Source organism: Acidobacteriota bacterium (genome assembly GCA_035529075.1).
Classification (GTDB): domain Bacteria; phylum Zixibacteria; class MSB-5A5; order GN15; family FEB-12; genus DATKXK01.
Window position 1 is genome coordinate 50,795 of sequence record DATKXK010000006.1, and the last position, 12,120, is coordinate 62,914.

Below are 12,120 nucleotides of genomic sequence, written 5' to 3' on the forward strand. Positions count from 1 at the left end.
GCCCATACGTGTTTTGCGCCATGTGCGGAGCATTGGGTGCTTTGGTTGCGCGGGCAGATCACTATCCCGCGATTTGCCTTTGCGGGCCGGGGGGCGTATCTTGGCCGGATGCCGTACCTGGGTGAGCTTGCCGCACTTGGCACCGCGTTCTGCTGGTCGTTTACGGCCGTCTTTTTTTCCGAGGCCGGGCGGCGCATAGGCTCGTTCCGCGTCAATTCCATCCGCCTGCTCTTTGCCGTGACGATCTACTGTATTGTCCTTCTTGTCACCACCGGCCGGATTTTTCCCGAGGATCTCAACAGCAGCCAGGTCTTCTGGCTGGCGCTGTCGGGCTTCATCGGCTTGGTGCTCGGCGACGGGTGCGGGTTCAAGGCGCTCGTCATGATCGGACCGCGCCTGACCACGCTGCTGTGGTCGACGGCGCCGATCATGGCGACGGTGATCGCCTGGTTCCTTCTTGGCGAACAACTCGGGCTGCTTCATCTCGTCGGGATAGGCATAACAATAGCCGGACTAAGCTGGGTGGTGCTGGAACGGCGCTACGGCGGATCGAATCAGTTCAACCTGCATCGGGAGCACCCTGATTCCGGCACGCTCTTAAAAGGCGTCCTTCTCGGGCTGGCGGCGGCGCTGGGGCAGGCGGCCGGTCTGGTGCTCTCCAAACACGCCATGCTGAACGCGGGAGGTATCCTCGATCCCATGCCGGCGTCGTTCATCCGGATGCTGTCATCGCTGATTGTCATCTGGCTGTTCGCCGGCCTCAGCGGGCGCCTGCGTGCCAACGTGAGCGCATTCAAGAACGGTCGGGCCGTTCTGTTTGCGGCCGGAGGTGCGACGATGGGCCCGTTTCTGGGAGTCTGGCTGTCATTGGTGGCGGTGACCATGATTCCGGCCGGTATTGCCGCCACGCTGAACGCCGCCACGCCGATTCTGATCATCCCGGTCGTCATAGCGTACTACCGGGAAAAGGTGACCTTTCGCGCGCTGATAGGCGCGCTGCTTGCCGTGGGCGGCATGGTGCTGCTCTTTTTCGCCGATGAGCTATCTGGATTATTCTAAGTTTCAGGCCTTTCTCGCCCGGTATTTCAGCGAGCGGGCGGCTGGCCCGACCCGGGACAGCGGCTATTTTGACATTATTCGATTCTTCGGCAGGGACGCGGTCGATCCGCGAGACATTGCCGTGCGCTGCGTGCCCGGGCGTTATCGTTTCTCGGACACGCGCATTGCCCGATTCGCGGATGAAATCGCGACGGAACTGAGGCGGCAGGGGCGGCTTCTGGATGGCCCCACTGTAATGAAGCTGGTCTCGTTCGATCCGTCTGCAAGGCCGCCGATAATGGCCGTACAGGAGGCCGCGTATGAGCAGTCTTCCGGAAGCTGCTTTGCTCTCGATGTTGAGCACCCGCTGTTTGCCGATGCCGGAGGGACCCTGCGCGAGTACTACAAACCGCAGTGCCGCTCCCATGCCGTGACGGATAACCCGCTCTGCATATGTCTGGGCGTATCGGGCATGCTCCTGACCGCCGGTGCGCGAGGTCCGTTGGTGCTGCAAGTGAAGCGAACCGGGAAGGTGGCAACGCTGGCCGGGGAGTATGGCCCGTCGGTGGCCGGAGTGGTGGACTTCACCGACCGATTTGAGAACCTTGAACAATTGCTGAGGGCGCAGATGGCGGCCGAAATCTCCGAGGAACTGAACCTGCGTCCGGACGAATACACCCTGGAGCCTCTCGCGTATGCGCGGGAGATTTTCCGGGGGGAACGGCCGCAGTTGTTTTCGCTGATACGGACAACCCTCGACGCGTCCGGGCTGGCCCGCCGGCTGAACGGCACCGAACCATCGCGGCGTGAATTCGATTCGTTCGATCTTGTCGCCGCGGAGGCCCTGCCGCCCGCCCGGCTCAACTTCGAAGCCAAAATGAACTGGCATTTTGTCAGCGAGTACCTTGACACTCTGTGATGCGGGTGGGTTCGGCCGGTTTCCGCCGCAAAAAAAAGGCCGCCCTGCCAAGGGCGGCCTGGCGCTGGTCCGTTGAACGTCAGATGTCGACTTCGTCCTCGTCGGTCGACGGCCGGGTGGCGGCCTCGGTGACGTCGGCAATCTGATCGGGTCTCTTTCCTTTCAGCTTGCCCTTGTACTTTTTCAGTTGGCCCTTCATTTTGTCGACCGCCATGGCGATAGAACTGTACATGTCGTCGGTCTCGGCGGAACTGGTGAGAACATCCTTGTAGACTTTGACCTTTAGTTCGGCCATGCGGCGGTGCCGTTCCATGTCAAGGATCAGTTCGGCGGAAATGATGTTGTCAAAGTACCGTGTCAATCCGTCCATCTCAGCCTCAGCCTTCTGCCGAAGCTCCGGGGTGAGATCAAAATGGCGCGCCGTTATCACCTTCTGCATGCCGAGTCTCTCCTTTCCATGCCGGTTTAGTACTCTGGATTATAGTCAAAAAAGTGCTCCGTGACAATGTACCTCTTGGTTCGGGTGGACTGACGCATGACCACGGAGTGAGTGGTGGCGCCGTCGGCCCGGTAGCGCACCCCGTTGAGCATGTCGCCGTCGGTAACCCCGGTGGCCGCGAACATGACGTGGTCCCCCTGGGCCAGGTCGCTGGCCCGGTAAAGGCGGCTGAGGTCCTCGTATTCCGTGCCCTTGAGCCGCTCGGCTTCGTCGCCGAGCGGAGACAGCCGGGCCTGCATCTCGCCGCCGAGGCAGCGCAGCGCCGCCGCCGCCAGCACCCCGGCGACCGACCCGCCGGTGCCGACCAGCACGTCAATGCCGGTCCCGGGGGTGGAGGTGGCAACCGCCGCCGCCACGTCGCCGTCCGGTATCAGGTGAATGCGCGCGCCGGTATCGCGCACCCGCGCAATGAGTTCCTCGTGCCGCGGCCGGTCAAGGATCACCACCGTCAGGTCAGAGGCACCGTATTTCTTCGCGTTGGCAATGCGCTCCAAATTTTCCTCGATAGGGGCAGACAGGTCGATAACCGAGGCCGCCTCCGGCCCGACGGCGATCTTCTCCAGATAGCTCACCGGGGGCTTCAGGAAGTCTCCCTGGGGGGCCATGGCCACGACGGCCAGGGCGTTGGTACGTCCAAAGGCCACCGAGTTGGTGCATTCCAGGGCATCCACGGCGACGTCCACCTCGTCGGAGGTGCCGCAGCCGACCCGCTGGCCCGTATAGAGCATGGGGAACCGCTCCCGGTCCCCCTCGCCGAGGATAATGTTTCCCTTGAAAGCGATGGAGTTGAAGGCGTGGTGCATGGCCTCGACGGCGGCCCGGTCGGCGGCTTGGGCGTTGCCTCTGCCCATCCAGCGGGCGGCCGCCAGAGCGGCCGCCTCAGTGGCCCTCACCATTTCAAGCGCAAGATTTCGATCCACGATACGCGGTCATCCGATAACGATAGTCCATTGTTCTGTACGATTTACCGACCGGACCGGTTGATGATTTCTCGACTAAGCAATTCGTTTCCTGAACCGCGCCGGTTTTATCCTTAGCTCTTCGCGATACTTGGTCACGGTCCTCCGGGCCAACCTGATGCCTTCCTCGTTGAGCATCCGGAAGATTTCCTGGTCGGAATATGGCTTCTGAGGGTCTTCTGCATTGATGATTTCTTCAATGCGCTGCTTGACCGAGCGTTTGGAAACGTCCTCGCCGTCATCTTTGGAAATGCCAGTATTGAAGAAATACTTGATTTCGAACACGCCCAGCGGAGTTTGCACGTACTTCCCGCTTGACACGCGGCTGATAGTGGCCACGTTCATATTGACTATCTGGGCGATGTCCTCCATTATCAGCGGCTTGAGGAAGGCCGGGCCTTTCACAAAGAACTCGCGCTGTTCCCCGATAATCGCCTCCATCACCCTGATCATGGTCGAACGCCGCTGGTTGATGGCGTTCAGAAGCCAGCGAGCCTGCTCCAGCTTCTGCCGCACGTAGGCCTTGGTATCCGCCGGCGTGGCGCTGCCCCGCCTGATAAGCTGCTTGTAGCTCGCGTTGACGCGAAGCTGCGGAATGTTCCGGTCGTTGTGGTAAACGACGAAATCCTCGCCGTAGCGATCGACAATCAGGTCGGGAACAATCGGTGCCGCCGCCGGGTCAAAACGTCCGTAGGCGGGCGTCGGCGACAGGCTCCTGATGGTCTCCAGCGCCCGTTGCGCGCGTTCGAACGGCACGCCCATTATCTTGGCTATCTGCAGCGTGGATTTTTTCTCGAGATCACGGATGTGTTCATCGACCAGCCGGTAGGCCAGCGTGTGCTCCATCTTTTTTTCCCGGAGCTGGATCAGGAGTGACTCCCGGAGATTGCAGGCTCCCACCCCGGTCGGGTCGAACTTCTGTATCAGTTCGAGAACCCGGCTGATCTTCTCCTCTGCAATTTCGAGCTCGGCGGCCATCTCCGGGACAGAGAAGGCCAGGTAACCATCCGGGTTGATGTTGCCGATGATGTACTCTCCGATGAGTTGGTCTTCCTCCGACAGCCGCAGGTAGGACAACTGCTCGGCGAGATGGTCGTAGAGGTTCCGGGAGGACGCGGCGGTCCCCTCCAGGCGCGATTCTTCCGTCTCACGGTGTTCCCGGACCTTGTATCCTTCCTCGTCGTCGAACAGGAACTCGTCCCAGTCGAAATCGTCCGACTTTTCGTCGTCGGCCGGCTCGTCGGGATCGCTCTCCTGCTCTTCGGCGGTGTCCTCGGCCGGTTCTTCAAGCTCCTCCACTTCCTCCAGCAGCGGATTCACGGCCAGTTCGTGACGAAGCGTCTGCTCCAGCTTGAGCAGAGGCATTTGCAGCATCTTGAGCGACTGTATCAGCTGCGGGGCAAGGGTCAGCCTTAGTGATGTTCGGAGCTCGAGTTTCATGGTCTTTTCAAACGCAGTATTTGCTTAAGTCGACATTCCGGCAAGGTGTGTTCTCTGCAACTCAATATCGGAACCGTGGCGCAACCGGTTTATACGGTCATCCGACTTCGTTCATTTATTCAACAAATGTCCGGCGCCCGTTCTAGTTAAGCCTGAACTTCTCTCCCAGGTAGATTCTCCTTGCCTCGGGATCATTGGCCAGGTACTCAGAGCCTCCCGACTTGAGAATCTTGCCGTCACACATAATGTAGGCTCGACTGCATATCGACAGTGTTTCGCGGACGTTATGGTCGGTAATAAGTACTCCGAGTCCACGTTCCACCAGGCGGCGAATGATCTTCTGGATGTCTTCCACCGCGATGGGATCGATCCCGGCAAACGGTTCATCCAGGAGAATGAACTTTGGTTCGTTAACGAGAGCCCGGGTGATTTCCACGCGGCGGCGTTCGCCGCCGGACAGGGTATAGGCCTTGTTTTTTCGAAGGTGAGCGATATCAAGTTCACCGAGGAGTTCTTCCAGGCGGGCGCGCCGCTGCTTGTTGGTCATATTCCGGAACTGCAGGATGGCCATGATGTTGTCCTCGACGGTCATTTTCCTGAAGACCGAGGCTTCCTGCGGGAGGTACCCGATACCGAGACTTGACCGGCGATACATCGGCCACCTGCTGATGTTGGCGTCGCCGAGAAAGACCCGTCCGCCGTCGGGCCGGATAAACCCGATAATCATATAGAAGGTGGTAGTTTTGCCGGCTCCGTTGGGGCCGAGCAGCCCGACGACCTCTCCCGGTTCCACTACGATCGAAACGTCGTCGACGACCGCCCGCTTCCGGTAGTACTTCAATAAATGTCTCGATTTCAAGATTGTCATGCTATCAATATACGCCGTCAGGAAGGTCAAACACAATTTTATTCTACACGGGAAGCACAAAATTTGCTTACGCTGCGTATCCCTCGTGGAAATAATGCTTTACGGGCGCGTATAAATGGTATTATGTACTACCCAGTTACCCGTAACCTGGCGATTACCAAGACCAGAGGCAAAGGATACCCATGAAGAGATCGCTCGTTCTCGCCGCCCTGATCGCTCTGGTGGCGAGTTGTGCCAAGTCCCCGCAGGAGCAGCAGCAGTCCCTCCTTGATGAGGGAACGAAGCAGATTGAGAAATATCAGTTTGCCGAAGCCGATGAGACATTCAGCAGGCTTACGGCTGATTTCCCTGCGTCGCCGGCAGGCCGGTACGGATCCGGGCTGGCCCTGGAGAGCCAGTTCCTGTTCTATGATGCTTTACAGGTTTATATGGCCGTCATCGAGGTGGCCCCCTCATATGCGCCCGCCCATGCGGCGGCGGCTCGCGTGTACCTGCGGCTGGGCAAGGCGGAGCATGCTGTCCGGAAATACGCGGCGGCCGCGGCCCTTCCGGGCTGCGATCCGCTCGTCCGCGGTCGGCGGGTGGCCGCGCTGATCCGAATCAGAGACTTTGACGCCGCGGAGGAGGCGTTGCGCGGCGCGGTGGCCTCCGGGCTGGGCGAAGGGCCGGTCGACATACTTACTGCCCGTCTTCAGGTGCATCGCCAGCAGCGAGATTCCGCTGCCGCGACGTTTGAGCAGGCGCTTGCCGCCGGAGTAGAGACGCCGGAGTTTTACGTCCTTGCCGCCGAGTATTGCGAGGACCGGGGTCTGGTGGATTCGGCCATGATGTTCAGCGCGAAATCGCTTGAGGCAGGTAAACCGGGTTTCGAGCGCCGCCAGGATCATTTCTTCCGATGCCTGGAGCACCGGTACCTGTATGATGCCCGCCGGTTGATGCAGCCGGTGGCGGCTCAGGATCACACCGGCTCGGTAATCTCCGTCATGCGGATGCACTACTACTGGTCCGAGGGGGACAGCCACGCGGCCGAGAAAGCGACCGCCAGGTTCTGGCAGCTCCACGATGGCAGGATCAGCCCCATCATTTACGACATGAAGACTCGCTGGATGATATCTGACATGATGACGTGTATAGGTGACCTGGACATGGCTCGTTCCAACGTGGGTCGGTCCGATTACGTTCAGTCGTTTCGGGACTTCATGAACGATGAAATCGAGTTGGTGGGGCAGATCATCCCTGATCTTCCATCGTCGCCGGTGATGATGCGCGGTACCCAGGGTTTCAAAAAAGGGGAGAAGGAATTCTGGCTGGCCGATCTTTTCATGTTGCGCCGCAACCGCATGATGAAGGAGTTCAATGCAAGGGTTGACTCGCTGTTGGCCGAGCACGGCAGCGACCCATCGTGGCTGACCGGGCTGGCGGACGTCTGTGCTCGAAGGCTGTCCGCCCTGTACGACGACGCTGAGCAGTACTACCGCCGGGCGTTGCAGCACGACCCTTACTACCGGCCGGCGCTGGAGGGCTGGGTCGACATGTACCAGCGGCGCCAGATGTTTGCGCAGGCGCGGGACGTCATGAAAAACCATGCCCCTCTGGTCGATGCGTATCCGGATCTGCTCCTGCGGCAGGCCGCCATACTGGCTCGAACCGGTGACCTTGAGGCCGCAAAAGAGAAGTTCAGGGCAAATTACATGCATGACCGGGGCGACCTGGCATGGTACGTAGATTTTGCCGACGCCCTGGCGAGGAAGGACGACCTTCAGGGCGCGGCGGAGGTCATAACGCTGGCCGTCCAGGCAAATACGGAAAACCCCGACGCATACGTAGCCGCGGGCAGGTGGCAGGCTGACCGCGGTGAGTACGACACGGCCCTGGTGCTGGCCGACAAAGGTCTGGCTCTCGAACTGGAAAACGCCGCCGCCGGGGCGATCAGAGCCTGGTCCCTCTGCGGGCTGGGCGAAACTGAGAGAGCCGGGGAGGAATTCGAGCAGCTGCTGAAATCGGCGCGCGGAAACGTGGATGTCAACACGTACTACTCGCGGTGTCTCGCCTCCACGGCGACCGATTTTCGCAAGGCGGAAAATCTTGCGCGCACGGCCGTCTTTCTCGACGGTGGCTCTCTGGCCTCACTGATGAACCTGTGCCACGTCTACCTGCAGAGCGACAAGATCGACTTCATGCGGGGCGAAGCCAGCCGCGCCAGCCATTCGTACGCCGACAGTCCGGACGCCTACTACTACATCGGGCTGGCCGATTTCAGGAACGGCAAACCGGCGGCCCGGGAGAACCTCGAGAAAGCAATCGACCTCGGGCTCTGGGGAGAAAAGCTCGTGCAGGCCGAAGACATGCTGGCTAAACTGTAAGACGACGGTTCGGGAGTTTTCGGTCCAGGCTCGGCGTCGGGCCGGAGCCGAATGAGCTTCCGGGCCGGGGGAGCGGACGATCATGCCGATCAGCGAGAAGAAGGTGCTTATCACGGGGGCGGACGGATTTATCGGGTCTCATCTGGCTGAACTGCTGGTGCGGCGCGGTGCCGAAGTCCGGGCCATGATCTGGTACAATGCGTTCGGTCACGCGGGCTGGCTGGATCAGACCGAGCCCGCCCTGAGGGAAAAAATCCGGATAGTCCCGGGCGATATCCGTGATCCGGACGTTGTCTCGGATGCAACGGCCGGCGCCGATATTGTCTTCCACCTCGCCTCGCTGGTGGCCATCCCGTACTCCTACCGGTCACCGGACAGCTACGTTGACACCAACGTCAGGGGGACGCTTAACGTGCTCCAGGCGGCCCGCCGCCATGGCGTTGCCCAGGTGATTCACACGTCGACGTCGGAAGTATACGGCAACGCGCAGTACGTGCCGATCGACGAGAACCATCCCCTCGTGGGGCAGTCCCCGTACGCGGCTACGAAGATAGCGGCCGACCAGCTTGCAGTTTCCTTTCACTGCTCGTTCGGCCTGCCGGTGACGATTCTCCGCCCGTTCAACACGTACGGACCCCGCCAGTCGGCGCGTGCGGTCATTCCGACCATCATCGTCCAACTGCTGGCCGGTAAGCGCGTGATCAAACTCGGCAACGTCGTCCCGAAGCGAGACTTTACGTACGTCGATGACGTTGTCGAAGGATTTCTCGCCGCCGCCGGGAAGGATCGCACGGTCGGTGAAGTAATACAGCTCGGTTCGGAGACGGAGATCTCCATCGGTGACCTGGCGCAGAAGATCGCGGACCTGATGGAGGTGAAGGCAACAATCGAGACCGATCCACAACGGGTCAGGCCCGAGGCCGGAGAGGTTCAGCGGCTGCTGTGCAAGCGCTCAGAGGCCGAACGGCTGCTCGGGTGGGCGCCGACGGTGCCGCTCGAGGCGGGACTTCGCCGAACGATTCGGTGGCTGGCCGACCATCGGGATCTACCCGGCTACATGGCTGATCAGTACGTGATATAGAGAACGGGTCGAAGGGTTATGCAGGCAGTAGTGCTGGCAGGCGGCAAGGGAACGCGGCTCAAGCCGTACACGGCTGATCTGCCCAAGCCGCTGGTTCCGGTCGGGCAGCGCCCGATCATTGAAATACTACTGACACAGTTTCAAAAGGCCGGCGTCAGTACGGTCTATCTGGCCGTCAACCATCTGGCACACCTGATCCGGTCGGTGCTCGGGGACGGCAGCCAGTACGGGCTGGACCTGCACTACTGTGTTGAGGACCGCCCGCTGGGGACGGTAGGGCCGCTCAGGCAGATAGACGGTCTGCCGGAACACTTCCTGGTGGCCAACGGCGATATCCTGACCGACCTGGACGTGTTCGACCTGTACCAGGATCACGTTCAGTCGGGGGCCCTGCTGACGGTAGCCACGCACCGGCGCCGGGAGAAGATCGATTACGGTGTGCTCGAGGTGGGCGCTGACCGCCTGGTGACCGGTTTTTCCGAGAAGCCGGTACAGGAGTTGTCAGTCTCGATGGGGATGTACGTATTCTCGCGGTCGGTCCTGGATTTCGTTCCCGAAAACGAGCCGTTCGGCTTCGATGACCTGATGCATCGCCTCCTTGAACGCAACCAGAGAATACGCGCTTTTCCGTACGACGGCTACTGGCTGGACATCGGCCGGCCCGACGATTACGAGCGGGCGCAGACGGATATCGATCGGATCAATACGTGGTTGGTGTGAGTTCGGGGGAGGTTTCCCCGCGCCTGCCGAAGGCCGGGCCGGGCACACTTACATTTGTTGACACCGCCGGGGCGCGGTCATATACATATGGCCGAATTGCGACTATGGATGGAAACCAGGTTTTCGTGTTCTTTAGACAAGGGAAGGTACAGGTATGAAAGGGAGCTTCGCGATTCTGTTACTGGCTGCCCTGGTGGTGGGGTGTGGAGGCTCAAAGACGGTCACACGGCTGGACCCGGGGTCGACCACGGACCTGAGCGGTAAGTGGAACGATGCCGACTCGCGGCTGGTCGCGCAGGAGATGATCTCCGACTGCCTTTCGCGGGCTTGGCTGACCGAATACGCCGCCGCCCAGGGGAAAAAGCCGGTTGTGACGGTAGGATCGATCCGCAACGAAACCAGCGAGCACATCAACACCGAGACGTTCACCAAGGACTTCGAACGGGAATTGATCAACTCCGGCCAGGTGCGCTTTGTTGCCGCCAAGGATCAGCGCGCTGAGATCCGCGAGGAACGCCAGGAGCAACAGGAGTTTTCCTCTCGCGAGACGATGAAGCGGTTCCGCGAGGAGACGGGCGCCGATTTCGTGCTGGTCGGCTCGATCAAGACGATCATTGACCAGGAAGAGGGCACGCGGGTGGTGTTCTACCAGACCGATCTGGAACTGATCGATGTTGAGACAATCGAGAAGGCGTGGATCGGCACCAAGAAAATCAAGAAGGGGATTACACAGGGTAAGTGGAAAACGTAAATGACGCGGGCCTGTCGATCCCAGCATTTTCGAATCGGCGCGGTGCTGTTGATCGCGGCGGGTCTGTCGGCCGGCTGCAGTTCGCTGGCAACCCGCCGCGGCTTTTATGATCCGGTCATAGCCGACGTCAGGACCGGGGACTACGAGGCGGCCGCGGCAAAACTGGAGGTAGCCAGGGAATCCGGCCAGTACGCCAACAAGGACCGCCTGCTGTATTTCATCGATGCCGGCCTTGCCGCCTACTACGCGGGTGACGCCCAGACCAGCAACGAGAAGCTTCACCTCGGCGAGACGGCCGCCGAGGAACTGTTCACCCGGAGCATCTCGAGAGCAGCCGCGACGGTCCTGCTCAATGACAACGTTCTCGAGTATGCGGGCGAAGATTACGAAATCCTCTACACCAATCTCATTAAGGCCCTCAACTACCTGGCCCTGGGGAAGTTTGACGACGCCTTCGTCGAAGTCCGACGGGCCAACGAGAAGCTGGAACTGCTCGAACTGAAGTACGGTGACGCCGTCGCCGCCCTGCAGGAGGGAATCGACAAGGACAGCGCCGGCTTCGGCATATCCTATGAAGCCGCGCGCGTGCGCTTTCACAACGACGCTTTTGCCCGCTACCTGAGCATGCATCTGTACGCCGCCGACGGCAAGTGGGACGACGCCCGGATCGACTACGATCTGCTCAGGCAGGCGTTCGCCGTGCAACCGTACGTCTACGGTTTTCCCATGCCCGACGTCCGTTATCAATCCGAAGAGGGGGCCATCCTCTCGGTGGTGGCCGTGACCGGTCTGGCTCCAAGAAAGGAGGCCCTGAACCTGCGCCTGCGCACGGACAAGGACCTCGGTTTGGTCCAGATTCTCTACACCGACCCGCAACGCAAGGACACCGAGTACGGGCACCTGCCGCTGGACGTACGTGCCGACTACTATTTCAAGTTTGCGATTCCGGTTCTTGTGCCGCGCCCGTCCGTCGTCGAACGCATTCGCATCCTGGCGGGCACCGATCCTATCGGCGAGCTTCAACTCCTGGAGGACGTTTCCAGCGTCGCCGGGGAGACGTTTGACGCAAAGAAGACGCTCATGTATATCCGTGCGGTCGCCCGGGCGGTGGCCAAGGGGCTGGCCACCCACAAGCTCAAGGAGCAGTCGGACACCGGCGGGCTGGAGGGCTGGCTGAAAAAGCTGGCGATCGACGCGGGCGCCGACCTTACTGAAAACGCCGACCTGCGTTCGTCGCAACTGCTGCCCGGCCGGGTCCACGTGGGTGATTTCGACCTTGCGCCCGGTACGTACGACATCACGGTCGAATTCTACGCCGCCGGCGATCAACTGATCACCAGGAAGCGGTTTCCCGAATTCCGGGTCACCCGGCGGGGTTTGAACCTGATCCAGGCGCATCTTCCCAACTGACGGCCGCCAGGCACACGGCATCGGATCACACGTTGACAAAGATGTGTACGTAACGTACTCTTGGAGGACCGT

11 protein-coding genes are annotated in these 12,120 nt (G+C 60.6%); 7 read left to right on the top strand and 4 right to left on the bottom strand.

Translation table 11 applies throughout. The annotated features are described in order from the left end of the window. The first annotated feature begins 36 nt into the window (after positions 1-36). Together VMY05_02065 and VMY05_02070 are read left to right on the top strand one after the other, a co-directional pair. Positions 37-1,059, top strand: coding sequence for a DMT family transporter (locus VMY05_02065; GenBank protein ID HUV29867.1), 1,023 nt, complete (start codon positions 37-39; stop codon positions 1,057-1,059). After that, a complete protein-coding gene (locus tag VMY05_02070; GenBank protein HUV29868.1) occupies positions 1,037-1,957 on the top strand; it encodes a hypothetical protein in 921 nt (306 codons plus the stop codon). Before VMY05_02065 ends, VMY05_02070 begins: the two co-directional genes overlap by 23 nt. A gap of 79 nt (positions 1,958-2,036) precedes the next feature. Here the strand turns inward: VMY05_02070 and raiA are convergent, their stop codons facing one another. From raiA to lptB, 4 genes are all read right to left on the bottom strand, one after another. Then, complete coding sequence (raiA, locus tag VMY05_02075; GenBank protein ID HUV29869.1) at positions 2,037-2,396, bottom strand: ribosome-associated translation inhibitor RaiA; 360 nt, start codon at positions 2,394-2,396, stop codon at positions 2,037-2,039. Positions 2,397-2,422: 26 nt separating this feature from the next. Then, positions 2,423-3,376, bottom strand: coding sequence for a class II fructose-bisphosphatase (glpX, locus tag VMY05_02080; GenBank protein HUV29870.1), 954 nt, complete (start codon positions 3,374-3,376; stop codon positions 2,423-2,425). A gap of 75 nt (positions 3,377-3,451) precedes the next feature. Beyond that, positions 3,452-4,855 carry an RNA polymerase factor sigma-54 gene (gene rpoN / locus VMY05_02085; protein ID HUV29871.1) on the bottom strand — a complete coding sequence of 468 codons (1,404 nt, stop codon included), beginning with the start codon at positions 4,853-4,855 and terminating at the stop codon, positions 3,452-3,454. Between the two features lie 142 nt (positions 4,856-4,997). Continuing rightward, positions 4,998-5,723, bottom strand: a complete 726-nt coding sequence (lptB, locus tag VMY05_02090) for an LPS export ABC transporter ATP-binding protein (GenBank protein ID HUV29872.1) — start codon at positions 5,721-5,723, stop codon at positions 4,998-5,000. A gap of 182 nt (positions 5,724-5,905) precedes the next feature. Between lptB and VMY05_02095 the strand changes: the two genes are divergently transcribed. The 5 genes from VMY05_02095 (at position 5,906) to VMY05_02115 (ending at position 12,048) form a co-directional block, all read left to right on the top strand. Next, positions 5,906-8,086: a tetratricopeptide repeat protein gene (locus VMY05_02095; protein HUV29873.1), complete on the top strand. Its 2,181-nt coding sequence runs from the start codon at positions 5,906-5,908 to the stop codon at positions 8,084-8,086. Positions 8,087-8,168: 82 nt separating this feature from the next. Continuing rightward, positions 8,169-9,167, top strand: a complete 999-nt coding sequence (locus VMY05_02100; protein HUV29874.1) for an SDR family NAD(P)-dependent oxidoreductase — start codon at positions 8,169-8,171, stop codon at positions 9,165-9,167. An 18-nt stretch (positions 9,168-9,185) separates the two neighbouring features. After that, positions 9,186-9,887, top strand: a complete 702-nt coding sequence (locus tag VMY05_02105; protein ID HUV29875.1) for a sugar phosphate nucleotidyltransferase — start codon at positions 9,186-9,188, stop codon at positions 9,885-9,887. A 154-nt stretch (positions 9,888-10,041) separates the two neighbouring features. Then, entirely contained in the window at positions 10,042-10,638 is a 597-nt protein-coding gene (locus tag VMY05_02110; protein ID HUV29876.1) for a penicillin-binding protein activator LpoB, read from the top strand. Continuing rightward, on the top strand, positions 10,639-12,048 hold the full coding sequence (locus VMY05_02115; GenBank protein HUV29877.1) for a hypothetical protein: 1,410 nt from the start codon (positions 10,639-10,641) through the stop codon (positions 12,046-12,048). Positions 12,049-12,120 lie beyond the last annotated feature (72 nt).